Source organism: Sediminispirochaeta smaragdinae DSM 11293, from assembly GCF_000143985.1.
Classification (GTDB): domain Bacteria; phylum Spirochaetota; class Spirochaetia; order DSM-16054; family Sediminispirochaetaceae; genus Sediminispirochaeta; species Sediminispirochaeta smaragdinae.
Genome location: NC_014364.1, coordinates 1971069 through 1997866 on the forward strand (window position 1 = coordinate 1971069; position 26798 = coordinate 1997866).

Annotated in this window: 19 protein-coding genes; 12 read left to right on the plus strand and 7 right to left on the minus strand. The window is 46.6% G+C overall.

Annotated elements, in window-relative coordinates; translation table 11 throughout:
- The first annotated feature begins 17 nt into the window (after nucleotides 1-17).
- Genes SPIRS_RS09235 through lepA form a run of 5 tightly spaced genes read left to right on the plus strand, consistent with a single transcriptional unit; the run spans nucleotide 18 to nucleotide 7268 of the window.
- Entirely contained in the window at nucleotides 18-1421 is a 1404-nt protein-coding gene (locus tag SPIRS_RS09235; RefSeq protein ID WP_013254414.1) for a PAS domain S-box protein, read from the plus strand.
- Nucleotides 1418-2068: a response regulator gene (locus SPIRS_RS09240; protein WP_013254415.1), complete on the plus strand. Its 651-nt coding sequence runs from the start codon at nucleotides 1418-1420 to the stop codon at nucleotides 2066-2068. Before SPIRS_RS09235 ends, SPIRS_RS09240 begins: the two co-directional genes overlap by 4 nt.
- A gap of 4 nt (nucleotides 2069-2072) precedes the next feature.
- Nucleotides 2073-3500 (plus strand): ATP-binding response regulator, encoded by a 1428-nt coding sequence (locus SPIRS_RS09245; RefSeq protein WP_013254416.1) that lies wholly within the window; start codon nucleotides 2073-2075, stop codon nucleotides 3498-3500.
- Nucleotides 3501-3516: 16 nt separating this feature from the next.
- Nucleotides 3517-5409 carry a hybrid sensor histidine kinase/response regulator gene (locus SPIRS_RS09250; protein ID WP_013254417.1) on the plus strand — a complete coding sequence of 631 codons (1893 nt, stop codon included), beginning with the start codon at nucleotides 3517-3519 and terminating at the stop codon, nucleotides 5407-5409.
- 50 nt (nucleotides 5410-5459) lie between these two features.
- On the plus strand, nucleotides 5460-7268 hold the full coding sequence (gene lepA, locus SPIRS_RS09255) for a translation elongation factor 4 (RefSeq protein WP_013254418.1): 1809 nt from the start codon (nucleotides 5460-5462) through the stop codon (nucleotides 7266-7268).
- On the opposite strand, the gene SPIRS_RS09260 is transcribed toward lepA, so the two are convergent.
- Both SPIRS_RS09260 and SPIRS_RS09265 read right to left on the minus strand, forming a co-directional pair.
- Entirely contained in the window at nucleotides 7249-8874 is a 1626-nt protein-coding gene (locus SPIRS_RS09260) for a motility associated factor glycosyltransferase family protein (protein ID WP_013254419.1), read from the minus strand. The two genes, lepA and SPIRS_RS09260, sit on opposite strands and share 20 nt — an antisense overlap.
- Nucleotides 8867-10402 carry a peptidylprolyl isomerase gene (locus SPIRS_RS09265; RefSeq protein WP_013254420.1) on the minus strand — a complete coding sequence of 512 codons (1536 nt, stop codon included), beginning with the start codon at nucleotides 10400-10402 and terminating at the stop codon, nucleotides 8867-8869. Before SPIRS_RS09265 ends, SPIRS_RS09260 begins: the two co-directional genes overlap by 8 nt.
- A gap of 114 nt (nucleotides 10403-10516) precedes the next feature.
- Here SPIRS_RS09265 and SPIRS_RS09270 point away from each other — a divergent pair, with 114 nt between their 5' ends.
- Entirely contained in the window at nucleotides 10517-11317 is an 801-nt protein-coding gene (locus SPIRS_RS09270) for a hypothetical protein (RefSeq protein WP_013254421.1), read from the plus strand.
- A gap of 14 nt (nucleotides 11318-11331) precedes the next feature.
- On the opposite strand, the gene SPIRS_RS09275 is transcribed toward SPIRS_RS09270, so the two are convergent.
- Nucleotides 11332-12015, minus strand: coding sequence for a hypothetical protein (locus SPIRS_RS09275; RefSeq protein ID WP_013254422.1), 684 nt, complete (start codon nucleotides 12013-12015; stop codon nucleotides 11332-11334).
- Between the two features lie 90 nt (nucleotides 12016-12105).
- Here SPIRS_RS09275 and SPIRS_RS09280 point away from each other — a divergent pair, with 90 nt between their 5' ends.
- Both SPIRS_RS09280 and SPIRS_RS09285 read left to right on the plus strand, forming a co-directional pair.
- A complete protein-coding gene (locus SPIRS_RS09280; RefSeq protein ID WP_013254423.1) occupies nucleotides 12106-13254 on the plus strand; it encodes a cytochrome c biogenesis CcdA family protein in 1149 nt (382 codons plus the stop codon).
- Nucleotides 13255-13371: 117 nt separating this feature from the next.
- The gene (locus tag SPIRS_RS09285; RefSeq protein WP_013254424.1) at nucleotides 13372-15483 is read left to right on the plus strand and encodes a HAMP domain-containing methyl-accepting chemotaxis protein; all 2112 of its coding nucleotides are present in this window, start codon (nucleotides 13372-13374) and stop codon (nucleotides 15481-15483) included.
- A gap of 8 nt (nucleotides 15484-15491) precedes the next feature.
- Here SPIRS_RS09285 and SPIRS_RS09290 read toward each other — a convergent pair whose 3' ends face one another.
- From SPIRS_RS09290 to SPIRS_RS09305, 4 genes are all read right to left on the minus strand, one after another.
- Entirely contained in the window at nucleotides 15492-16550 is a 1059-nt protein-coding gene (locus SPIRS_RS09290) for a DNA-methyltransferase (protein ID WP_013254425.1), read from the minus strand.
- A 14-nt stretch (nucleotides 16551-16564) separates the two neighbouring features.
- A complete protein-coding gene (locus SPIRS_RS09295; protein WP_245537745.1) occupies nucleotides 16565-17275 on the minus strand; it encodes a histidine kinase dimerization/phosphoacceptor domain -containing protein in 711 nt (236 codons plus the stop codon).
- A 326-nt stretch (nucleotides 17276-17601) separates the two neighbouring features.
- Nucleotides 17602-18738, minus strand: coding sequence for a helix-turn-helix transcriptional regulator (locus SPIRS_RS09300; RefSeq protein WP_322786006.1), 1137 nt, complete (start codon nucleotides 18736-18738; stop codon nucleotides 17602-17604).
- 235 nt (nucleotides 18739-18973) lie between these two features.
- Nucleotides 18974-20068, minus strand: coding sequence for a GntR family transcriptional regulator (locus SPIRS_RS09305; RefSeq protein ID WP_070807963.1), 1095 nt, complete (start codon nucleotides 20066-20068; stop codon nucleotides 18974-18976).
- Between the two features lie 246 nt (nucleotides 20069-20314).
- On the opposite strand from SPIRS_RS09305, the gene SPIRS_RS09310 reads away from it, so the two are divergent.
- From SPIRS_RS09310 to SPIRS_RS09325, 4 genes are all read left to right on the plus strand, one after another.
- Nucleotides 20315-21301, plus strand: coding sequence for an ABC transporter substrate-binding protein (locus tag SPIRS_RS09310; RefSeq protein WP_013254429.1), 987 nt, complete (start codon nucleotides 20315-20317; stop codon nucleotides 21299-21301).
- Nucleotides 21302-21362: 61 nt separating this feature from the next.
- A complete protein-coding gene (locus tag SPIRS_RS09315; protein WP_013254430.1) occupies nucleotides 21363-23405 on the plus strand; it encodes an ABC transporter permease in 2043 nt (680 codons plus the stop codon).
- Entirely contained in the window at nucleotides 23392-24444 is a 1053-nt protein-coding gene (locus SPIRS_RS09320) for an ABC transporter ATP-binding protein (RefSeq protein ID WP_013254431.1), read from the plus strand. Before SPIRS_RS09315 ends, SPIRS_RS09320 begins: the two co-directional genes overlap by 14 nt.
- Entirely contained in the window at nucleotides 24425-26719 is a 2295-nt protein-coding gene (locus SPIRS_RS09325) for an amylo-alpha-1,6-glucosidase (RefSeq protein WP_013254432.1), read from the plus strand. Before SPIRS_RS09320 ends, SPIRS_RS09325 begins: the two co-directional genes overlap by 20 nt.
- Nucleotides 26720-26798: the final 79 nt, after the last annotated feature.

A 26798-nucleotide genomic window follows, 5' to 3' on the forward strand; every position in this document is an offset into this window, starting at 1 on the left:
ATACTTCGTTGCAGAACATGAAAGATTCGGAAAGAAAGCCGCTCATCCTTGTCGTCGAGGACGAGCAAGTTGTTGCGATAGATATAAGCAGAACCTTACGAGGGCTTGGATACGATGTCTGTCAGCCTGTGGCATCGGGAGAAAAAGCTCTTCAGATGTTGAAGAGTGTCGAACCGGATCTTATTTTGTTGGATATTCGTCTGGAAGGCGAGCTTGACGGCATCGAGACGGCCAAAGTGATTCGCCGCGATTATCAAATTCCGTATATCTACCTTTCAACTTTTTCCGACGAACAAACCCTCGGTAGGGCGAAAAAAACCGAGCCATACGGCTATATCACCAAGAGTAGCCATCGGAACGACCTCCATTCTATGATTGAGATGGCCCTTTATCGCTCTAAGATGGAACGAAGGATACGTGAAAACGAAGAGATCCTTTCTGTGACCCTCAAAAGTATCAGTGATGCTGTTATCGGGACTAGTCTGGATGGATCCATCATCAGCTGGAATAGTGGGGCCGAGACGATTTTCGGCTATAAAGCGGAAGCTGTGAGAGGAATGAATATTTCCATCCTTACTCCGCCCTTTTACCCGAATGAAATGCCGGAGATTCTTGATTCCATTTGGGACGGCAGTGAGGTCGACCATTACGAGACGATACGGCAGAAAAGGGATGGTACCATTATTAATGTTTCTGTCAAGGTTTCCCCTATTCGTAACCATCAGAATCGGATAAGTGGTGCTTCCATCATTGCTCGCGACATCACCACCCGTAAACATTTGGAAAGAGAGATTCTGGAAATCAGCGAAAAAGAGCGGAAGCGGATCGGCCAGGACCTTCACGACAGCCTTGGCCAGAAACTGACCGGTATAAGTCTGCAGATTAAGGCCCTTGAAAACCGTCTCCGCCAGTCGCTTCCGAATGAGGCGGAGAATGCCGCCTCTATTGCAACGCTGGTAAATGAAGCCATCATGCAGACGAGAAATCTTGCAAAGAATCTGCTTACCGTTACTCTACAGACGCAGGGGCTTTCCGTAGCCCTCCAGGAGCTTGCAAGCTATTGTGAGGAGCTCTACGGCATCCCTATCGATTGCAAAACCGCACTCAAGGAAGAGATCACCGATTCCGCCCTTGCCAGTCAACTTTATCATATTGCCCAGGAGGCGGTTACCAATGCCATTCGGCATGCCAACGCAGACTTCATTGAGATTATGGTTCACGACGATGATTCGGAAATTATCCTTGAGGTAAAAGATAATGGAAATGGCGCCGTCCTCGGTAGACAAGGAGGAATCGGCTTGAAAATCATGGAGTTTCGTTCCAGTATGATAGCTGGTAGGTTGAGTATTTACGGCGAACCTGGAAAGGGCAGTAGTATTACCTGCCGAGTTCCAAAAATCGGTTCAGTAGGCGGAACATGAAAAAACGTATCGTGGTTGTCGATGATCATCCCATTGTCAGGCAGGGCTTTGTTCTGCTCATCAATCAGGAATCAGATCTTGAAGTGGTAGGACAGGCCGAAGATCCCTCGGCTGCTTTGACGATTATTTCCGCGACCAAGCCTGACCTTGTGTTGGTGGACCTTTCGTTAAAGAACGGGGACGGGCTTGAAATGATCAAGGATTTGTCTCGTCTCTATCCCGAATTGTTGATGCTGGCGGTAAGCCTTCATGATGAAAATGTCTATGCGGAACGAGCTTTACGTGCCGGTGCCAGGGGCTATATCATGAAAAGTGAGGCCACCGATAGCGTGATGATAGCGATTCGGCAGGTTTTGTCGGGAGGTTTTTTCCTTAGTGCCAAGATGAATGAAAGGCTACTGACCCGCCTTACCGCTGCCGGTAAGCAGGATACGATAGATCCCATGGCCCGTTTAAGCGATAGAGAGTTTGAAGTATTTCAGCTTATCGGACAAGGCTATGATACCCGGCTCATTGCAGAGTCCCTTTGTCTCAGTATCAAGACGATCGAAACCTATAAGTCTCATCTGAAAACAAAGCTTGATCTGAAAAACTCGACGGAGCTTATGCAGCGAGCCGTTGAATGGAGTGTGAAGCATCGAAGATAAAAGTATGCATGAAACAGAACAGAAAGCTCCCTCCATCCTTGTTGTAGAAGATGAAAGCATCGTAGCCATGGATATGGAACGCCGGCTGCGTGGATTGGGCTACCATGTGGTCGGGCGTGTCCTTACCGGAAAAGATGCGGTTCAGCAAGATGAACTGTTGCATCCTGATATTGTGCTTATGGATATTCATCTGAAGGGCGATATGGACGGTATAGAGGCCTCTACGTATATTCACAGCAAACGTGATGTTCCCATTATCTACATCACTGCCTATTCAGATGATAAAACCCTTGAGCGAGCCAAGGCGACCCAACCTTACGGATATATCTTGAAGCCATTTCAGGAACGTGAAATCCATTCGGTTATCGAGATGGCCCTTTACAAACATCATGCCGAGGCGGAGTTGAAGCGTGCCAAACGGGAAGCGGAAGAGGGGCTGCGGGCGAGAAATGAGTTCCTTGCGAATATGAGCCATGAGTTTCGTACTCCGATTAATTCAATACTGGGGATGGCCACGCTTGCCAAGGAACGAAGCGATTCGTCCGAGGTGGGTGAGTATCTTGATCTTTTGATTGAGTCGGGAAAGGGCCTGTTGGATATGGTCAGTTCGGTTCTCGATTATGCAAAGATAGAATCTGACCGACTCAAGCTTGTCATGTCGAATCTTAATGTTTCTTCAATGGTGAAAAAGATACGGGAACGGTTTGCCTATCAAATATCCCAAAGCGATGTTGATTTTTCCATCACCGTTGCGCCGGGGGTTCCGAAACTTCTCTGGTGTGATGAGGAGAAATATTATCAGATCATATTGAATTTGGTTTCAAACGCCTTGAAGTTTACCTCTCGGGGTGAGGTTTCGGTGACAATTTCCGCCGGAGAAAAAATTGATCAGGCAGGCGGTTCCCTTTTACTTAAGGTGGTGGATACAGGGGTGGGAATTGCCAAGGATCAACAGGACCATATTTTTCGGGCCTTTACCCAGGTGGACGGTTCAGCGACAAGGACCTTCGGCGGAACAGGCCTCGGCCTTACAATCGTAAAGCAATTCGTCGATCAGGTCGGAGGCTCTATCGAGCTTACAAGTGATACGGGAAAGGGCACGGAGGTCGTGGTGAATCTGCCTGTCAGAATCTCTACCGGAGCGGAACATCGTATTCGTCACGACGAAGGCTCCACATTTCCCGATACGCCCATCAATATGTCTGATTTTGCCGAGCATTGTCGTCGCTTACTAAAAGAGCAAGCATATGAACAGATAGAACATGAGGCGGATGTAATAAAAAATCATTTTGCCAAGCTTGGTTATGGAAAAGTCGTAGACGATCTATTAAGAGTAATATTAGGGACGCGGAAACGCTCTGAAAAGAGCGTGCTTAGGGCCCTTATCCTTCTTGATGAGGATACGGGGCAATCTGCGGAACGGGAAGTATAAAAACGGGGAAGTTCGGATGGCATCCATTTTTGTTGTGGAAGATGAAGGTATTGTTGCTCTGGATATTAAACGCCATCTCGAGAATTACGGTTACGATGTGCCCGGACTCTTTGCCAGCGGAGAAGAGGTCGTCGCTGCAGTTAAACAGCAGATTCCCGATCTAATTTTGATGGATATCAGCCTACAGGGGAGCATGGATGGGCTGGAGGCCGCTTCAATCATTCGAGAATCCTATCATGTACCTGTTATCTTACTTACCGCCTATGCCGACGAGAAGACCATTGAACGTGCCAAGATATCGGCTCCTTTCGGCTATATCATTAAGCCCTTTGAAGCGCGAGAACTGCGAACCACCATTGAAATGGCGCTTCATCGTGCCCTTCTTGAACGACGGCTCCATGAGAGTGAGGAGCGCTATCGACGCTTTTTTCAGGATGATCTCTCGGCGGATTTTATCTGCGATGCGGACGGACGTCTGATCGATTGCAACGATGCTTATCTGGAACTATATGGCTTTCATTCCGATGAAGAGGCTGCTCTTGTCGGTATTAATGATCTTTTTATCGATGAAGACGAGAAAAAACGTTTTTGGAAGGGGATCAATAGTAAGCGTAAACTTGGGCTGGCGGAATTTTCCATGCGCAAAAACAATGGGAAAAGTTTGATGGTTCGGGCAAATATTGTCCCTCGTTTCGATGATTCCGGGAACCTGGCCGAGATCAATGGTTTTGTTTTTGATACTACCAGGTTACGGGAATTGGAGGATCAACTTCGCCAGGCCCAGAAGATGGAGGCGATCGGTCGACTTGCCGGTGGGGTCGCCCATGATTTCAACAATATCCTTACGGTTATCATGGGCTATACGACAATGCTGGAAGAGAAGCTTCACTCCGGCGAGGATGTTGCTTCCGATATAGACGGCATTCAGAAGGCTGCTAAAAAGGCAACGGCCCTTACCAGACAGCTTCTTGCCTTTAGCCGACGGCAGGTCTTGAAACCGAAACAGATCGATCTAAACAGACTGGTCCGTGAGATGGAAAAGATGTTGCAGCGGCTTGTGAGCGAGGACATCACCATGACGCTCCTTCCGTCTGCCGAACGGTCGGACGTGTATGTAGATCCTGGCCAAATTGAGCAAGTTCTTATGAATCTCGTGGTTAATGCCCGGGATGCTATGCCCGGTGGGGGAAAAGTCTTTATCACTACCAAAAACCACGAAGTGGAGAGAGCCTTTCCTTCGGCCATGGGGACGGTTGTGCCAGGCGACTATGTCGTTCTATCTGTTTCCGATACCGGTACCGGTATTAATGATCAGGATCTTGAAATGATTTTTGAGCCCTTCTATACCACGAAACCTGACGAAAAGGGAACCGGCCTTGGTCTTTCCACCGTGTACGGCATTGTAAAACAGTCTAACGGAAACATTGTAGTGGAAACATCAAGTGATCGGGGGACAAGTTTTCATGTATATCTCCCCATCTCGGGCAAAGCTGTTGAAGAGCATGTTTCTTCTTCTGAAGAAACGGCAAGTGTCGGAGGGAACGAAACGATTCTGGTTGTTGAGGATGAAGAAGGTGTCTTGGAATTGGTTGAACGAATTCTTGCCAAGGCCGGTTACCATGTTCTTACCGCCCGTAACGGGGGAGAGGCTCTTCTTATTCAGGAACGGCATGATGCTGCTTTGGATCTCTTGATAACGGACCTCATTATGCCCCATCTCAACGGCGGTGAGCTTGCTGCGCGTATGCGGCAGACCGACGGGGGCTTGAAAGTCCTTTTTATGAGTGGATATCCCGAGCGTACCATCTGGGAGCGTAAGATCGATATAAGCCGTGAAGTCTTCTTGCGGAAGCCCTTTGAGCCTGTTGAATTATTGAAAAAGGTTCGTCTGCTTATCGATCGAGAATAGAAAAACGTGTAGCTTGAAGAAAGATGTTTCTTCAGATATAGTACACCCCAATGGCAATATCTCGCGAACGAATGCGCAATTTTTGTATCATTGCGCACATTGATCATGGAAAATCTACCCTCGCCGACCGTTTTATCCAGAAAGCGAAGGTGATCGACAGCAGAAAATTCAAGGACCAGTTCCTCGACAGCATGGACATTGAAAGGGAACGGGGAATAACCATCAAAAGCCAGGCTATTACCATTCCCTATCAGAGCAGGGACGGCCAGATTTACGAGCTAAACCTTGTCGACACGCCGGGGCATGTCGATTTTTCCTACGAGGTTTCAAGGGCCATCAGCGCCTGTGAAGGGGCTCTCTTGCTGATTGATGCGAGTCAGGGGGTTGAAGCCCAAACCTTTGCAAATATGTATATGGCCGTGGAACTCGACCTTGAGATCATTCCTGTGGTCAATAAAATTGATCTTCCCAGTGCAAATATCGAGATGGTTAAGCATCAGATCGATCATGACCTCGGTCTTGATCCTGACACCGCCGTTCTTGTTTCTGCTAAGACCGGCGAAGGGGTAGATGAGCTTCTGGAGCGGCTGGTTGAGCTGATTCCTCCTCCCGACGGGTCGGAAGACGAGCCCTTGAAGGCCTTGATTTTCGATAGTCACTACGACCCGTATCGCGGTGTCGTCGTTCATCTTCGGCTCTATGACGGTATCATGAAACGTGGTGATGAAATCAAGCTGATGAACAATGGGGCGGTCTACGGTATAGAAGAGGTGGGAATGTTTCGAGGTGATTTGCTTCCTACCGAATCGCTCCGCGCCGGTGAAGTGGGCTATATGATCGCCGGAATTAAGACCATCAGCGATATAACTGTCGGAGATACCGTAACCCATCCCGAGCGTCCCTGTAGCGTGGCCCGCCACGGTTTTAAAGAGGTTAAACCGGTCGTCTTTTCTTCCATCTATCCCATCGACAGCGATGACTATGAACTGCTTCTTAGCGCGCTGGATAAACTGAAACTCAATGATGCCTCCCTCGTCTATGAAAAGGACTCTTCGGCGGCCCTCGGTTTTGGATTTCGGTGCGGTTTCCTCGGTCTTTTGCACCTGGAAGTGATCCAGGAGCGACTGGAACGGGAGTTCGGACTCTCCGTCGTGTTTACCAGCCCCTCGGTTCGTTATCGCGTTACCATGAAAAGTGGAGAGCGCTTTTTCCTTGATAATCCGCTTTCCTTTCCCGATCAGGTGAAGATTGAGACAATCGAAGAGCCTTATATCCATGCAACCATCATTACCCCTTCAGACTATCTTGGGCCCATCATGAATCTGTGTCTTGAAAAGCGGGGTGTGCAGCAGTCGATGACCTACCTCGATGAGAAACGGGTAGAGATGGTCTACGAGATGCCCCTTGCCGAGGTTTTGTATGAGTTTTACGACAGGCTTAAATCGGTAAGCCGCGGCTACGCCTCCTTTGATTATGAGCTTTCCGATCTCAAGGTAACCGATCTTGTCAGGCTCGATATCCTTGTCAACGGTGAGATTGTCGATGCCCTCAGTCAGCTTGTGTTTCGTGAAAATGCCGCTTATCGTGCAAGGATCATCTGCAAAAAGCTGCGGGAAGAGATCCCCAGGCAGCAGTTCAAGATTCCGATTCAGGGTTCCGTCGGCAGCACCATTATCGCGCGGGAGACCATCAGCGCCTTGCGAAAAGATGTTACGGCAAAGTGTTACGGTGGTGATATCAGCAGAAAGCGCAAACTCTTGGAAAAGCAGAAAGAGGGAAAGAAGCGAATGAAGATGGTCGGAAGTGTTGAGGTCCCCCAGAGCGCCTTTCTTTCGGTTCTCAAGAGCGAAGAACGCTAAGGGCTTGTTCGATAATACGGATAAATCTCTGAGCCGAGGCGATGGTTCGACGAAAGAAGCCATCGTCCGGCTGTTCCTGATCGATACGATGAAAGTCGGGAAAGAAGCGATAAAGATAATCAAGCTCCTTCCATAATCGCCTGTCTCCCTGAACAAATTGTCTCAGTAAACGCTGCTCGGAGAGAAGAAAGTCCTGCACATCCCTTCCTGTATTTAGGTCGTCGTTTCCTCTGGATGAGAAGAGGTTTACTGAAGAGTCGTGCTTCTTTTCCAGCTCAGAAAGAAAACGGGCAGGATCATGGCCGTACCTTTTTCCTGTTTTATCTCTCATATTGAGTGAGGGCAGGCTTCCCGGAAAGATACAGATAGGCATTGCGGACTTGAAGGCGGAAAGCCGTTCGGTAAAATTTTCTTCATAGCCTGAGAGAACGAAGTCGCTTATTAGCGGGGGAACCTGCTTTTCATCGAGGCAAAAGGGATGGCGCTGCAGTATGGCTGAAACATCCCCCTCCGGGCTTAGCCTCCTTCGGTTTTGAAGTTCCCGGTGATGGAAAGGGGTTCCCCGACAATGGCTTTTGCCGAGTCGATATGAGAAGTCGAGGCCTGCAAGCAGCAGTGCAGGCGGTTTCATCTTTTGGGCCAAGAGCAGAGCCGTCACCCCGACCGAGCCGACCGGGGGCAGAAGCGGTATGTTCGGTACGGCGTGCGAGAAGCGGGCAAGAAGCTGCGAAGAATCAAAGGACGATAGAAAGGGTAAGAGTGGGGCCTGTTGATGTCGTGGAACCCCTCTGAAGGCTGTGAGATCGAAAAGAAGCGGGGTGGAAAAGCCCTGCGAGGTAATAAAGTCCCCCATGGTATAATATTGGCCGTCCTGACAGACGATAAGATCGGGATCTAAACCGTGCGCCTTCAGTGGCGATAGGGCCGTGTCCACCGCAAGCAAGAGGAATTGCTTGCGATAACGCTCTATGAGGGGAATGGCCTCTTCAAGGGAGGGGCCCGCTCCCGCAATCAAAATCGGGAGCTTGCTCTGTCGAAGCGGTATTATGTCCTGGTTTGCGATCGCCGCGCAATTATAAAAGAAATTTTTCAACCAAAGCGGCCCAAACCATACGAGAGTCATCCTATTTTGCCATTGGAGGCGTATATATCGTTCATAGTGGGAGACCAGTCGGCGGTATGATTCAGGAGCAAGGGCGTAGCCCCCGTTCAACGTGACCAAGCGAACCCTGCGAATAGTGCTTAGCGAGACCGGCGGGGGGATTCCAAGGGCTTGATCTTCTTTGAGAAACACAAGCCGTTCGTTCTTGCAAAGAGAAGAAGGCCTTCTCTCCTCTGCGAGGTTGTAGAGCTCTTCATCGATTTCGACGGCAAGGATCAGAGAGGTTTCATCGATCCTTTCAAGCAATCTATCGACACCATACCAGAGAAGAGGAGAAGGTAGTATATAGAGTGTCTGAGGGGAAAGAGGTGCGGCATCGGCTCTCTGGCGCGCTTTCTCGACTGGTTCTTTGTAATGATAGAGATTCCTGTTTGCATAAAAACAGGAAAGCCCTCCACCTGCGGCTTGCAGGAGAGGGCCTTTGGACGAGGAGGTCTCAGCCACGATTGAGAATACGGGTACTGAAGACCTCCATGAAATTGTTTTCCAGCTTCTTGGAGCCCAGAAAAAGTCTTCTGACCCGATCATCGGTCATATTGGTGATAACGGATCGGTAACGTTGATCAATGGTATCCTTTACGGTCTGCGGAGCATCACGCTCGTCTATCATCTGAAAGACAATAACGCTATTGCCGACAACCTGCGGTTCACTTACTCCTTCCGGTTCAAGGGAGAAAAGCAATTTCAGAATACGGTCATTGCTACCGATGCTTTGCAGGTAATTGGAATTATCTAAGGTCCTGATTACCTTCAGAAAACCGACGGAACCGAAGTTAATGGGGAAATAATCGGTAAGATGTTCGGTAAGCCCCATCGTATCACTCGTTTCGGAAAACGAACTCTTTTCGGCACTTTCTCCAAACGTTTTTCCCAAATCGAGAAAATAGTCCTCAACGATTCCCCGATCATTTACCAGCATGTAGCTTCTAACTTTATCGATGGTCTCGTCATTAGTGAAGTCCGCGTCGCGGATGGGACCGTTGCTTCTGTATATGGCCCAGCCGTAGGGGGTTTCCACCAGCCCGCTTGCTTCCCCTGGAGCAAGAGAGAACACTTCATCAAGATCTTTATCATTACTGATATCCGACTGGAGCGCATAACGCATCACATAGCCCATCTCTCCGCCTTTGTCGGCATAGATATCGGTTGAATGAGCAGTGGCCAGTTCTTCGAAGGTCGAGGTTTCCTCTCGGAGCTGCTTTAAAACGGCTTCCGCCGATTTTTTATCATCTTTGAGGCTGATTCTGCTGAAGCTTCCCTCAGCAAAAAGATCTCCCGTTTGCCTACCGTATTCGGCGACCTTTTCCGCCGGGTAGCTGTTTAAATCCCAGTTGACAAAACGAAAGTTACGTTCAGGGGATGCAAGGGAGAGCAGAAACGCTTTCTCGGCACTGCTTGAGTGGGTGCTAAACACATCACTCACCCATTGCTGATGAATGAGACTTTCATGGTAATAATTTCTGACGGAAAACTTCTCGCTGCTCGAGGTATTCCTATACGCCTCCGGACTGAACTTTCCGTTTTCCCAGTATCCTTCATAGTAGGTCAGGGCTCTGTCTACGCGCTCGTCGCTTACCTGTAAACCGCTCTTTTGGGCTTCTTCCATGATGGCCGAATGTATGACCGTCAACTCGAAAGCCCCATTCCAAACCTGGAATAGCTGCCAATCTATATTGTCCTGTCCCTGGGATTGCTGAAACATTGCCTGATAACGTTTGGCAACCATATCTCTCTGCCGTGAAAGATAGTTATCCGGACGATATTCAATCGGTTCTCCGTTCCAGCTTCCGAAAACGATACTTCCCCTCTGACTTCCGAAATGAGATATTGCCGGGGCCCCGACAAACGTAACAACAATAAGCACCAGGATGAAAACACTGAAAGCCCAAAGCATAGGGTGCTGGTCTCGTTTTTTTTCTACGACATTGGGTTTGTCGATATGATCCTTATGATCCTTCGATTTGCTTGGCATCGCATTACCTTTCCGATTCTTCTATTGGTGTAAACGTATCGAAGAACAGTAGCATGGGAGATTGCTATTGTCAATGAATGGCCCCTTTTGTCTTATGTGCTATACTCCCGTATCATGAGCGGAGCTTCCCGACGCCGACAGCATAGCTATACCATCGCAGGGCTGCTTGCCCACCAGCCCGCTGGGATGCGGGGGCTTCCCGGCTATCGTGATCTTCTGGCCCGCTATCGAACATCGGACAGACTGAAACGGGTCAGACTTTCGCGGCGCGGTTATTCCGTGCTTCTCCATGCCCGGGTTTCTCCCGATCGACTGCGCCTCTTTCTTCGGGCGCAGCATCTTCCCGTCGATCCCTTCTTTCCCCTTTATCTGGCGTTGAAACGGGACTATCTTTCGACTTTGGAACGAAAACGTGAGGAAAAACAACGCTGGATTATCCATCACTTGCAATCCTTACCACAGCCGCTTTTTCACTCCTTTCTTTCCCTTGCATACCTGGAGCAGTACCTTGCAGGAAGCGACAAAACCCCTCTTTGGGCCGAAGAGCTTGTTCCAAAAACAAAAAAAGCCACACGCCATCTTATCGGCCTTTCCAGACTCCAATGGATGGATCGCTTCGAAGAGCATTTGAATTTACTTGTGCAAAGATACCGCAACTTCTCGGCTGAAGAAGCCGAGCTCTTTCTTGCCTTGTTCGTTCTCGAACTTCCCCCTTCCAAGAAGCTTTCCCTGCCTGTCCCTCTGCCGTCGCCCACATGCATAAAGGAGGCTTTTAGACGATTGAGTAAAAAGGAGCATCCCGATGCCGGTGGGGACGGAATGCTCTTTGTTAAGCTAAAGTGGGCGGCCGACATTCTTGTCTCCCGCCCTGCTGATACCTATTCACGTGGAGCGTGTGGAAGGGAAAATAGGTGAATGGTTACATGCAGCTATCGCGCCGCATGCACGGAAAGGTTGTCAAAGCTCACTGCCATGCTGTTTGTCCTGAGAGCAATATAGGCTCCTTTGTCCGGTGCCTTATCAAGGAAAAAGCGATAGTATGTTCCGCTTTGCAGAGGGTTCCATACCTTTACCTCTCCGGTATCACCGTTGACGGTTAATCTGACGGGGACCACCCGATCGAGATGTTCTTCCGTCAGCATGGCACTATCCAGGGGAATATCATAGCCTTTCATGAGCGTCATGGTGTGATGATTTATACTCTTGTAGACTTGGGCGCGAAAGCCTTTTCCTCCATAGGTCGCATGTTCGTCGTAATTAAGCCAGAGGAGGTAGGATCGACCGTCGCCCCAGGATTTTCCCGGGTGAGCCCTATCAACAAAAACCTGTATTCCAAAGCCTCCCTTTCGATCTTCTATAGCACCTCCCTCATAATGCACATCAAAGGAGTAGTCCATCTCCCCGCTTTGGGGAATTCTGAAATTGATCTTGGCAAGGGGCTGCTGCACATCATTCTGGACGAGCCTCCCCGAAGAGCTGCTCCATGCCCCGTAGTGACTGGCATCCTCTGTTTTTGATTTGAAATCGACAGAAAGCGATTGGGCCGATAGAGGTAAAATCGTTAGGAGCATCAGCAGCACAGCCATCGGGAAGAGGAAAAAACGACAATTCATCTGCTTCTCCTTTAAAAAAATCTTTGTTTCCTGTATATACATAAAACCAGGAGCATGTCGCAGCGGTTACAGGTAAAAGGGAGGCTTTTTGTGAAATTCTGGTTTGTTGCGGTGCTTATGTTTTATAGTGCCTTTTCAATGCCTATTTTTTCTTTAACCGCCGTCGATATTGAGTACTACGGGGAGATTGGGTGCTCCCATTGCGATACCTTTCGTCAGAGGCTGCTTCCTCGGATCGAAGCAGAAACCGGGGTCGATGTCAGAGCCGAATACTATGATATTCTTTCTGAAGATGGTTTTACCCGTTGTAAGGAACGCTTAACCGAAATGGGGCAGCACTTTGATATTTTCCCTGTTTTGATTATTGGAAATAATGCGTATCAGGGTAATAATGCTGTGGAGTCCGGACTGCTTCGCGAATTGAGTTTCTTTGCGAAACACGGAGACTATCTGAAACGACAAAAAAAACTTCACATTCATCGCGAATCGTACAGCCAGCAGTTTACCTGGCTTCCGGTTTTTTTCGCCGGTCTTGCTGATGGTGTGAACCCCTGTGCGTTTACCACCATGCTTTTCTTTTTGTCATGGATTGCATCGAGAGGTGGAGGGCGCCGCAAGCTTATGCTTTCGGGAGGAAGCTTTATCACGGGGATTTTCCTCTCGTATCTCGCTATCGGCGGTGGCCTTTTTACCCTTTTCCGCACGGCCGAAGGCCTGGTTATCCTACGGGAAGGTTTACGGTATGGTTTTTCCATCCTTGCCTTTCTTCTTGCTCTTCTTTCTTGCCTCGATGCTGTGATGGTTCGGCGGGGAACTCGGTCGCGGATGATATTGCAACTACCGCGTTCGATCAAGCTTCTGATCCATGCTCATGTTCGAAAGTATGATGGAAAGGAGTCAGCGTCGAGGCCTGCCTGTTTTTCTTTGCTTCTTCGTATAGTTCTCCCGCTCGTCGTTACTGGTATGATTGTCTCACTTTTGGAATTGGCTTGTACCGGCCAGGTTTATTTTCCGACCATCGCTTTCATGGTCCAGAGCAAAAACAAAGCGGCCTTGCCTCTCTTGCTGCTTTACAATGTCGCATTTATAGCGCCTCTTATTCTCTTGCTATTCCTTGTGGTGGCGGGTGTCTCTCATCAGCGTATAGTCGGATGGTTCAACAGAAATCTATTTTGGGGTAAATTGGGTCTTGCTCTTCTATTTTTTGTCTTGGCGCTTTTGCTTTTCCTTGCTCCATAATCTTCGTCGATTTTCGATCTTCTTTCATGAAAAATTTCCAATTCCCTTGCGTTTCGAAAATATATCAAAAGAATAGTAAGAAAAGGCTATGTGCAGCATGCACGGGGAGGCTCTGGAATGATAAAAAATCTCAAACTCGGAGTAAAGATGACCTTAGGGTTTGGTTTTATCATACTTCTTGTGGCTATTGTCGGTGGTCTTTCAATCGTCAATATGTCAAGGATCACTGTTCTATCGGAAAGACTCAAGGATGCATATATTCCCGAAGTGCGAGTTGCAAATGAACTTGAGCGAGAATCGTTAAGGACCATGCTCTACTTCTCTGAGTATTCGCTTAGCTTTGATCCCGATCTCTACAAAGAAGGGATGAACAATCACAGTGTAGTGGTTGGGGCCCTGGATGACGCGCTGGCATTGTCCGAGCAGTATTCCTATCTCTCATCCCTTAAGGCTGAGGTTGAAGCCGCTAACCAAAATGTGAACGAATACGGCCGACAAATTGCTCTTCTAAAGAATTCCGTTGATGCCATAGAGGCCGCAAGGGAGCAGATGGATGCCGCAGCGGCAACGTTGCTTGATCAGGCAGAGGAGTATCTCGACGGCCAGGCAAGCATCCAAGGGGAGGAGTTTGCCGCTTCGGATGTCGGCGAGTCGGCCTTACTTCTTCGGGCCTGGAAAAGTAGGACCATGAATGAGGTGATTGATATGGTCAACGCTGCTCGCATTCTCAATTTTAAGGCTCAGGCAACAAAAGACTATTCATACATGAAAGACGCCGTGGATGCCTTGGATCAAACAGAAACGCTTGTTCAAAGCATTAGGGCAGAAACCAAACGAAGTTCGGATATTAATTTCCTGGGGGAGATTGAATCGTCCGCCAAGAGCTATCAGGATGCCGTTCATGAGGCTTACAATCGATTTTTAGAAGTAGAAGAAATCCGTAATGACAGTACGGAAGCCGGTAACAAAGTCCTTGAGGCTGCAAAAGCGACAGCATCTGCCGGGGTCGGAGCTGCCCAGGATATTGCAAATACTACCGCAGATAGTTTAATTGCCTCCATGTCTCTTATTCTGATTGGTGTGGTTGTTGCCCTTATCCTTGCTTTGATTATTGCCGTTCTATTGACAAGATCGATTGCCAATGGTCTGAAACAGGGGGTTGCCTTTGCCGAAGAGATTGCTTTGGGAAATCTTGAGGTAGAACTTGATATCGATCAGAAGGACGAAATCGGTATCCTGGCGGATGCACTTCGTTCAATGCTTGTGTCATTACAGGAAAAGGGACGGGTGATAGAACGTATTGCGGAAGGCGATTTGACCGTTCAGTTTTCAAAAACATCGGAAAAAGACGGTTTGGGCGAATCTCTTACTATTATGAAGCGCTCACTGACCGATATTCTTTCCAATGTGAAAGGGGCAGTGGAACAGGTCGCTTCTGGAGCCGATCAAGTAAGTCAGGCCTCTCAGGAATTAAGCCAGGGGGCAACGGAACAGGCCTCCAGCCTGGAAGAGATAACATCTTCAATTAATGAGATTAATGCACAGGCAAAGCAAAATGCTGAGAATGCAATGGAGGCCAACGGTATCGCTAAGTCGGCCGTAACCACTGCGGGGGATGGCAACCGTGAGATGACATCGCTCCAGGATGCGATGGCGGCTATTAATACATCGAGTGATCAGATAAAGAAAGTTGTAAAGGTGATCGACGATATTGCATTTCAGATTAATTTGCTGGCCTTAAACGCCAACGTGGAAGCGGCCCGGGCAGGAAAATATGGAAAGGGTTTTGCCGTTGTTGCCGAAGAGGTGCGGAATCTCGCGGTCAAGAGTGGCGGGGCTGTTCAGGAAACAACCATGATGGTTGAGGAGTCCATAGGCAATATCGAACTTGGGAATAAATACGTGGAAAGTACCGCAGGTAAGTTGAAAGACATCGTTAACGGTGTTGAAAAGGTTGCACATTTTCTCGAAGAGATATCGGTTGCCAGCAGAGAGCAAGCTCAGGGTATTGATCAGATTACCGAGGGCTTGGATCAAATCGATCAGGTGACCCAGAGCAATACGGCAAGTGCCGAAGAGAGTGCCTCGGCCAGCGAAGAACTTGCTGGTCAGGCCGATCAGCTGCAGTCACTGATTCAGCGTTTTCGTCTCGAGGACAAACATCTTGCTCTTGATGCACCTCGTTCGGAGACGATGCCCTTTGAAGATGATGATTTCGATCGCCTTTGATGATGTGCTTATAGCTCTGAAGCTTCGTAAAAATCGTGATCGCTGTGGTATCGGAATCGGGAAGGCGATGGAGGAGGTGTTTGCTCGGTTGTTACGCTTCTCGTTCGCGGCAGGCGTAACGTCGTTTCCTGTGCGGTTACCACCGGAAAGCAATAGAAGCTGTTGCGATGCTGAAGTTCCTTATCTTCGACAAAATGGAGATGGTCCGACAGCCGTTTTGATTGACGCTTATTCCCGGCTTCGGTCGCGGCCGTGATGGTTTCTTTGATAAGTCCGCATAATCCACTATCTATTTCGACACCGACGGAATTCCGTGCCGAGGCAATGGCCGCAGCCGTAACGGTTCCGGTTCCGAGAAATGGGTCCAACACCGTATCGTTTTGGATTGAGAACATATTAATGAGGCGAAAGGCCAGCTCAAAGGGAAAGGCCGCGCTTCTTGATCGGCATCCTTTCTGAGACAGCGGCTGGCGTATTCCTTTAAAATCCCATAGATCGGAAAACCAACTATTTCGTTCTTCCCAGAAAAGAGCGCTTCTCTTTCTGATTATGCGTCCATCTTCGGAAAAACGACGATTTCCTCCTTTTCGAAATACAAGGATATACTCATGCTCAAGGGTGACATATGCTCCGGCCGGGAGCATACCTGAACCCATGAACTTGGTTGGACTATTGGTTTGCTTCCTCCACAGAAGTGGCGGGAGTGAGTGAAATCCCAAGGCCTCACAGCTTGAAATGATACGGGCATGATTGGTGAAGAGACGAAAATGAGCACCTATTTTTCTTGTAGCATCTCCTATGTTGATGCATAGAAAACCTCCTGGCATGAGCACTCTTGAGCACTCACGCCAGACCTCGTCAAGAATGGAATGCATCGCTTCGAAGGCCTTATACCCATTCCCGTTTTCAAGAGCGACCTTGATGTCGGGGTTTTGAAGAGCAAAGAGAAGATCCCACATGCTAATCATCGGGTAGGGAGGGGAGGTAACCACCAAAGCGATAGTTTCCGCTTCAATTGTCCTCATGTTTCGAGCCGATCCAAACAAGATGTCGTGAGTAGTCTGCATGGCTCATTGTATCCTCATTTCCTCGGATTAAACCAGAGTTCCGTCGGTAGTTCGTGAAAGTGGGGAGGATATGCTGTTCTTATCGTATTTTCAAAATGTCTTATTCTTTTTTCAAATTGAATGTCGACATTCTCTTTTTCCCGTAAGGGGAAGGATAAGGAAATGTTTGAAAAGGTGTTTTCTGAAAAAGTGAGGATCCCGTTCAGCTCTCGAACGAGGATATCCTTCAAGCCTGCATCATCTTGGTAATCTATGGTTTCATGTGCCGATTCGAAGAGGCTTGAAATTGATACTTCGGCCCTCTCGTATTGTCTCCGAATTTCGATAGAGAGCATGACGCTCGTTTTTCGTTTCGACAGTAGGAACTTCACTGTTTTACTAAGTATTTCCGTGAAAAAAAGGGCAAGTGGTAATGCTTGACTGAGTGCAATTTCAGGGATTTTACTCTCGACCTGAATAGACATACGACGAGCGGAAGCGAGAAATTGATACTTGTGTTGCATAGCAATTTTTTCGAAAAGTAGTGGGAGTTTAACCGATATGTGCGAATGAGAAAATTTCGAGCATGACGATACCGCTGTAATGGAATACAAACGCAATTCCGTTGCGGTTAATGCGGCTCTTAATTCTTCGTTGTCGGTATTGTTTTGCTCAATGGAGAGTAGACTGAACATGACTTGCAGGTTGGCATGGATATGTTTGTCGATGCTTTGCTTGATATTCAAAACTGCCGCTTCTGTTTTTTCTATGGTATGATTTCGTGATCGAAGGATAAGAGCAAGTATGAGGATGAGACCGGCCTGAAAAAAGATCAGCAGGCAGAGAAGCCTGTTTGCATCGGACAATAACAACTTCAGTGACATCTTTATCGCTTTACAAGAACACAAGAGCCGATTGTTGATGACAAGACGAAGAGAACACAATCATTCTGTACCATAAGAGAACTCCTTTTTGTATTCATATATAACGATGATGATGGTAGATGGTATGAGGCCCTTCGGACAATGGAAAATAATACCAGTATAATGCCAGTTTATTGACAGATTTCGTATCAGTCCTGATAGAAAAGCTCAAGAAGTCGTTCTCGCAGGTTTTCTTTTCGATTTTTGATGCCCAACTTTTCCCTTATCCGCTCTCTATGAAATTGAACGGTGCGAAGAGTAAGGCTCAAGGTCGAAGCAATTTCTTTTGATGTCTTTCCCTTCAGAATGAAATCGATGATCTGGATTTCCCTGTGGGTGAATTGTTTCAACAAAGCAAGGGGGCTTGCCGTTTGTATTTCTGCTATAGCATTTTTACCTCCCCAGGTAGAATCGATTGATTCATTTTTTATCTCTCTGTTCGGTGTAAGATTGCTATAAAGTGCGGTTGATAAATCAAGCTGCTTTTTGTGGATAAATTCCTGTTGCTTTTCAAGTACAACCTGCAATGCGGTATTGAGTTCGTCTATTTTCTGCTCCTTTTCTTTGAGATCATGCTCAAATTTTTTGTATACACTAACATCTTTACATATGCCTCTAATTCCTTTATACACTCCCATTATGTCTATTTGAGCAGCAAAGCGTATCAACGTTTCCCGCTGTGGAATTTGCTGGGTCTCTATAACTACCTCAATCTCCTCATGTCCGGAGGATTGTTGTTCTTTTAGCTTTTGAATAAGCAGCGAAATTTCTTTCCGGCTTTGTTGATGGATAATGGAAGCTATATGCTTACCAATGAGGGTAGCCGGGTGATACCCTGTGAAGGCTATTGCAGATTGTGAAACATAGCGAAAGTACCCCTTTGTATCGCATTCGAAAAACCAATCAAAGGAATGACTGGAGAGAAAAATGTTACGGCTTCGCAGGTTAAGCATTTCGGTAATATCTTGAAACGAGGAGAGGAAATACCCCCTTTTGTGTCCTTTTCTGTAAAAGAGGGAAAGGGTTGCATCAATTGCAAGTTCCCTATCGGCGTTGGTAAAGGCTCCCAGAAGTCCTTGCCATGTCCCCTGTTGCTTCACCCTGTCATAGGCTTGCTGTGCGTTCGACTTATCTTTCCAAAGGTTCAGGACACTTATTCCGATCACTTGTTCGATTCTGGAATATCCCCACAAGGTAAGGAAAGCATGATTGGCATAGACTATCTTTCCTGCCCAATCAGAAATGACTACGGGATTGTGGAAGTAGTCAAAAATCATTGTGAAAATTGTGCTCCTTTGTTACATGCCCCTGCATATGACAATTATGAAGATATTCACTTTCCGAGGGAATTCATTGTGTAGCCTATCATGGATAAAAAAAACTTAGGCTATAGAAAAGTACCAGTACAGTACCAGGAAAAACTATTGGTATTATTTTGTTTGCGTGATATTGGATATATTAGATGTTTTTGTGTTTTAATTACTGGTGATCTTGCTTACCAGTGGCGAAAGAGAGAGGAAATCATTCTTGGCCTAACACTATTTTTGATTGGAGAATGATCTGTCGCGTTTGCTGGAGTTTTTCTTCTATTGTTTGCGTAAGAAGCCTTGCTGCCTCTTTTCCTACCTCGTAGTCGGGCTGGATGATTTGGTACACCCGTTCCTTACAGGGAAGATCGACTACCAACTGATCATGGAGTGCAATGACGATATCGTTGTACCACTCTTCAGAGCGTACATTCATTGCAGTGATAAATCCTTTGAGTAATCGGTTGTTCAGGACCACGATGGAATGGAATTTACCTATTCGCTTCAATGCCGATTTTAGTTTCTCAATCTCTTGCACATCTATGGATGTAAAGAGTCTGTTGTCATTTAGTCGGATTATCCATTCTTCGGGAACGGAGATTCCCGCCTCATGCATTGCATCGAGATATCCCTCCTCCCGTTCTTCCATACTTGAGCAAGGCAGGCCTTTTAATAGGATATTTTTTCTATGCCCCCGGGAAATGAGCGCTTTTGTCAAATTATAGGTACTTTCACGGTGATTGGAAGAGACATAATTGGCATCAATGCCGGCAACATTTCGATCAACGAGAACAAAAGGAACATTCTTTTCTTGGAGTAACTTGATGATGTTCCGGTTATGATCCTGGTAGGATTCCTCAGCTATGACAGGAGAAAGAATGACACCGTCGATGTTGTTCTGCAAGAGCGATTGAAAGTAATCCTCGACTTTCTTGAAATCTCGATCACCATTGCATATTACTGTATGAATTCTCTGATTCCATAAGAAGTCTTCAATCCCGCGTAAAAGGGTAGAACCAAAGCGATCGGAGACATCGTCGATGGCAACGCCGATGAGTTTCGCAGGTGATGGTCTTTCTTCGGCCTCTTCCTTTGCTGCGTGAACGAAGGTACCGCGACGCTGTGGGTAGCGCACCAATACTCCGCGTGATACCAATTCTTGTAGTGCTTTCTTTATCGTTATCCGGCTTACATCAAAGGAGACTACTAAATCCCTTTCCGAAGGAATTTGTGATCCGGGTCTCCAATTGTTCGATGTTATCTCGTTTTGGATTTTTTCTATAATCTGCTCATATTTATACACTTGCATCTACCTACTAAGGAAAATGGATATATCCATATATTCACCAATCAGAAAATAAATGTCAATCCTTTTTTGGGTTTTGGGCATGAAAAAGGTACATTATGGAAAATAGCCTGTTTTGAGGTGAATGATGGACCCCGTTTTGCGCCTTTTACCCCGATTCTGCTCTGACTTTCTTATTGACAGTGTCATAAAGCTATTTTAAAATGGTGATACCCAAAAAATATATGGATATATCCAAAAGGAGGCCTTATGAGAAAACCATTGATGTTCCTTATTGTGCTATTGGCAGCTGCGGGAGTGCTCTATGCCGGTGGACAAACGGAAGCTTCCTCACCGGAAGCTGCTTCAAGCTTAAGTGGAGTTGTCACCGTGTATACACCCCATGGAGCCGAAATCACCGATCCCATCTTAGATGCGTTTCGTGCGAAATATCCTGATATTCGGATTCAAATTGTAAACGCCGGAACCGGAGAACTTCTGTCGAGGCTTGAGGCCGAAAAAGATAATCCGACCGCCGATGTCATGTGGGGTGGCGATACGATTTCTTTTGAATCCTACTCACATCTATTTGCTTCTTATGAATCTCCCGAAGATGCCTCTATGATGAAAAGCGATCCTGCTCATAAATGGCATCCCTTTTCCGTTCTTTGCCAGCCGATCCTTGTCAATACTGATTTAGTGGCGGCAGATGCCTATCCCTCTACCGTTAAGCAGCTTGCCGATGCGGCGTGGAAGGATGGAAAGATTGCCCTTGCCGATCCGAATAAATCGGGTACCGGCTATACCATAGTATCTGGACTTGTCAATGCCTATGGCTGGGATTTCATTGGAAAACTACTTGACAACTGTGTCGTCACTCCCGGTTCCGATGCCATGTTCAAGGCCATCAAAGACGGTGAAGTTGCCGTCGGTTTTATCAACGAGGATTTGGGGGCAAAATGGGAGCAGGAAGGCCTGCCTGTCAAGATGATCTATGCGAAGGATGCGGTTACGGTTCAGATGGATGCTGTCGCGTTGGTTGCAAATTCCCCGAGCCCTGAGATTGGGAAGGTTGTTCTTGATTTTATTTGTTCGGCAGATGCTCATACGATAGCAGTGGAGCAGATTTCTCGTCGTTCCGCACGAATCGATGTAGATCCCCCCTCCATTCTTCCTGCATTGGGCCAGCTCAATCTTTTTCCTGCAAATGAACCCCGACAGGTTGTTAATGCGAAGTTTGAAAAATTGGCGCAGTGATTTTTCTCATAAAGCACCCTGATCTATCAGGGTGCTTTTTTCCTAAAAAAAGGAGTACATCTTGAGCCGTATTTTGATCTTCTTTAGGGACCCCTGGAAAATTTTTACTGCAATCGCTCTTGTTTTACTCATTTCCCTTGTGATCTTCTCACAGGTATGGATATGTAAATCTTCCTTTCAAAGAAACGGCGGAGAATTTACCATCAGTACGTCGACCGACGGCGAGCTTTTACTGGAAGATGAGACGGTGAAAGGATTTTCTTTGTCACAGATTTCCGACGGCCGTTATCGTGTAAACCAGAGACATACTCCGCTTTATATCATTACAAGCATGGAGCCTGGTGTGCTTGGGATAGAAGCGGCCAATGGGAATATCGCGGACACGTCTCTCCAGGAAGGTACCGTCTCTCTATCAACCGGACCGGATACACTCTGGATATCACAAAAGATTTTTACCGGATTATTTGATGACGGAAGTAATCATCGACAGTTGGCGCTGCAAAAAAGTAGCGAAAACATGGTACACCTGCAATACAATCCTGGAGCCTTTCTTCTTTTTGCGGATAAGAAAACCCATTATACCCTGTCCAATTATGTGACCTTTTTCCGAAATTCAAAATATCTAAGTGCGGTAAAGAATAGTTTCCTGGTAATGATATTCTCCACACTTATTGCTTCATTTTTTGGTGTCGGACTTGCATACCTCTATGCCAGATATAAGGTTCCAGGTACGAGCTCCGTCCTGACAATTATTACGATGGCCTCCGTTTCTCCTCCTTTTCTTGGTGCATATGCATGGCGAATGTTGTTGGGTAGTTCCGGGGTGATTACCCGGCTTTTTCATCTCAATTGGACCATTGTCGGTTTGCACGGGGTCGTTTGGGTCATAAGCTGGTTGGTTTTTCCTATCATATTTTTACTGACCTATGATGCTTTTATTTCTTTGGACCACTCGTTACGAGAGTGTTCGATGAGTTTGGGGGGGGATCGAAAAACAACCTTTTTTCGAATCGAACTGCCGATGGCCATGCCTGGAATCCTAAACGGGCTATACCTTGCGATGATGACTGCGTTTACCGATTTTGGTACTCCATATGTTATTTCGCTGAATTTAAATGTGCTTCCCGTCATGATCTATAAGGAATACATGAGCGAGGTCGGTGGAAATCTTTCGATTGCCAGTACGGGAAGCATGCTCATGATTTTTTTCTCCTCGTTGATCCTTATGGCACAGCGGATTTACCTTGCTCGACGCTCGTATGCATCGGTTAAGTCGCATCAGCCTTCCGCACGACAGGCAGGAAAGGGGAAAAAACGGGTGATTTATGCATCGACCGCTATTGTCCTTGCTTTTGCGTTTCTTCCCCACATTACCGTGGCGATTTCTGCTTTTTTTAAGTGGAAGGTCGGGATCCTTACTTCCACCTTTACCCTGGATAATTTTGCGAGACTATTCAGAAGCAACCTCAGTTCTGTCGGCGTGACCTTGTTCACGGGAGGTACGGCAACCCTCTTGGATTTTATCTTCGGGATCGGTATTGCCTTTGTCGTGGTCAAAAAGCGTTACCCCGTTGTTGCAACTCTTCTTAATCAACTGGTGATGGTTCCTTATCTGATTCCAGGAACTGTACTTGGTATCGGTTTTATCCTTTTATTCAACCAGCCTCCTATTCTCTTAACGGGGACATGGTTGATTTTGGTTCTCGCCTATTTTATCAGAAAGTTGCCGTATTCGGTAAAGAGTGCAGAATCTGCTCTATACCAGGTCCACCCGGCCTTGGGAGAGGCTGCGGAAAGTCTTGGCGCAAAGCCTATGAGGAGTTTTTGGCAGATTACCTTTCCGCTGATTATCGGTGGTGTTATCAGCGGGGCAACGCTTTCGTTTCTTCAGATAATGACGGAAATAAGTGCTTCTATTATTCTTTATCGTCCTCCCTGGAAGCCCATGACTGCCGTAATTTTTGAGAATACCATCGACGCCGGGGCCGACTTCGGGATTGCATCGGCCATGACTGTGCTGCTGATGGTGATGCTCTATGTGCCCCTCTATATTGTAACCATCAAAGCTCGAAAACCTAAGGAGGTCCGCATTGAAAGTATCTGATACAAATCGGAAAACTACCTCGGTATCAATAAAAGAGGTCCAGAAAAATTTCGGCGCCATTCAGGCACTTCGTAATGTTTCACTGGAGATCCATGAAAAAGAGTTTTTTACTCTGTTGGGGCCTTCGGGGTGCGGGAAGACTACTCTTTTACGTAGCATTGCCGGTTTTGAAAAAACGACAAAGGGCGAAATCTTTTTTAACGAGGAAAATACGACAAATATTCCGCCGTGGAATAAGAATATAGGTTTTGTCTTTCAAAACTATGCTCTATGGCCGAATAAGAGTGTTTATCGAAATATTGCTTATGGATTGGAACTCAGGAAAAAAGATGCTTCATACATAAAAGAAAAGATCTCATGGGCTCTCGACATGGTTGAGCTTAGGGGAATAGAGAAAAAGTTTCCCGAAGAGTTGAGTGGGGGACAGCAGCAGCGTGTTGCAATCGCTCGTGCCTTGGTAATCGATCCTGATATCCTTCTTTTGGACGAGCCTTTATCCAACCTCGACGCAAAATTGCGCATATCGTTGCGGCAGCAGATAAGAAATATTCAACGTTCTCTTGAGATCACGGCCGTATATGTTACCCATGACCAGGAGGAAGCTCTCGAAATCTCCGATAGGATTGCCGTGATGAATAAGGGTGAAGTTCTGCAGGTCGGTCCGCCGGAAGAAATTTATCAGCGGCCCAGCGACCTCTTTGTAGCGGACTTTATCGGAAAAGCCAATTTTCTTGAAGGCGAGTTACATGGATCGGACTTCAAGCTTCCTGGCAACTTGGTAATACCACTTCAGCCGAAAAACTGTAAGGCTGGTAAGGGAATTCTTTTTACAAGGCCAGAATCCTTCTCTCATTCAAAGGAGGAAGGCTTTGGTGGAATTCGCGGACGAATAATTCAGCGATACTATCTTGGTAACTTACATCGATACCGAGTTGATATCGGTAATGAGATGTCTATTCTTCTGGAGACAGGAGAACAATATAACGAAGGTGATTTGATACAGCTAAAGGTAAGCAACTATGAAATCTTTAACCAATAAAGAATTTTTTTTCTCATCCCTTCCCGAAATGAAAGCGTTATTTGGCAACCTTGTTACAGTAAAGGATAAGGAAGGTTGTAAGTGTCCCGGCATTCATCAGGGATTTATTGCATCGATCATACAGTTTCAGCCCTTGCTTGAAATAGCAGTTTTTACTTCCGATGGCACTGAGGTCGAGTTTACTCTCAAGGAAGCGATATCTACTCCAATAGAGATATGTAAAACCTTCACTTCTTCGCTTGGGCTCATTATGGACCAACGCTTTTCGGTATTAGGAAATCAGGTCTTTCTTCACGTTGAATTCTCAAGAACTCCAGATGCGGGAATACTGGATTTCTCTGTGGATTTTTCGGGAGCGTTACTTTTTTCACCGCAAGGTGTTCCCTATCATTGGGAAGATGAAAAAATGGTGAATGCTTATATAAAAAGTCCTCAACAGCTCCATGGTATATGGAAAGAGACAAACTTTATACTTCGATTTTCTAGAAAACTAAACCAGCTTGCTTTGCATAAGATCAATGCCGATGAGATAAAAAGGGAACAGTACTTTTCCAGTCACAACCTGAAAAAGCGGTATACCTATTGGGTCGAGAGGCCTCAACGGGGAGGCTATGATGGAGCATCTTCTCTTTGTAGCAGAAATATGGGATATGCCGGAGCATGGATTCCGGACTTTTCCGACGGAAAAAAGGCAAGTATCGATATCAATTTTTCGGTTTTCTCAACAAATGAAGTTGCTGACTCTGATAGCCCAAAATCGATCGAAGAGGTAAGTTCTTTACTCAATACTGAATGGGAAGAATATATCCAGAAAATTCCAAATTTTCGATGTCAGGAAAAAAATCTTGAGAAAATTTATTACACGAGTTGGTACATTCTAAAGTCCGGTAGAATTCACTTTCCGGAAAAGCGTTTTAGATACCCGTTCACTTCGGTAAATAAATTTCACTACTATAATCAATTTTTTTGGGATTCTGCATTTCAGGCGATTGCCTGGCTTTGGTTTAACGATCCCGACCCTTCTGAAAGTGAGATGAAAAATTTTGTCGCTCACCAATGGCGGAACGGGATGATTCCCTACGAACTTTTTATGTATCCGGTAAATGGTCGGGAATGGATGGATGGGGATTCTCTCACCTCGGGGACAACGCAACCTCCCGTAATTGGCATCACCTTGAAGGAGGTTTTTACAAAATTCGGTAACAAGGCCTATCTCGATTTTTTCTATGATTCCCTGGTCGAGTATGAAAGGTGGTTAAGCCTTTACCGAGATTTGGGAAAAAGAGGACTTTCTTCTTATGTAAATATCTGGGAAACGGGTTGGGACAATAGTCCTCGCTTTGATGCTGCGGCTCGGAATAGGGTCCTTGACCCCTTTATTGAGGGGGTTGATTTTAACGTTTATATCTACATCTTACGTGAGACCATTCTCCAGATCGCTTCTGTTCTTGGTAAGCCTGAACCGCTGGGAATCCGGGAACATCAGGCAATGACAAAACGTAGCATGAATGAGTTGATGTACAACCAGGAAGACCACTTTTATTATGATTTGGAAGCGGCAAGCGATCACAGAATTCCGGTCAAGACTGCGGCTGGGCTTCTCCCTCTGATGACTGATATTCCATCGGCGGCGCAACGTTCGGCTCTCATCGATCGCTATCTATGTTCTGAAAAGGAGTTTCTAACGACCGCTCCCGTGCCCTCGGTAAGTCAAAGTGAAGAAAGTTATAGTTCTTACGATTTTTGGCGGGGAGCGAACTGGCCGCAAATAACCTGGTCCGTGTTGTATGGGATCTGTGAAAGTGAGCCGGATGAAGCAGGGAAGGTACTCGATAGATTTCTCCATTCCACAAGTGCAAATGAAAACTGCTATGAATACTACGATTCGGCCACAGGGGAGGGGGCTGGATTACCTTTTCAGGGGTGGGGTGCACTATATACCGATTTTATTATTCGATTTGTTGTCGGTATACATCCGACGAAAAAAGGGTTCCGATTTAATCCAGTTTCCAAGAAATACAGAAATTTCCAGCTTGATAATCTTATCTTGAAGGGGAGGAAGCTTTCTATAGAGCGAAAAGGCCAGACGTGGAATATAGGAATTGCAGGATATGGTGTCATTACATATGTCGAAACTCTTATATGTGATGTTGATCTTTCCGGCGTAGAGATCGCGATCTCTTTTGACCAAGAAAAAGCCGATCTCTCTTCGATTTCTTTTTCTGGTGCCTCTTATTGGCGGGAAAACAAGCTTTTTCTAACAGCTGAATGTTAAAGCACGCAGTTATTGCACCTTAGGGCCCCATGTTGTTGACATGGGGCCCGACCTCTTGCATGGCAAGTTTCATTTCTTT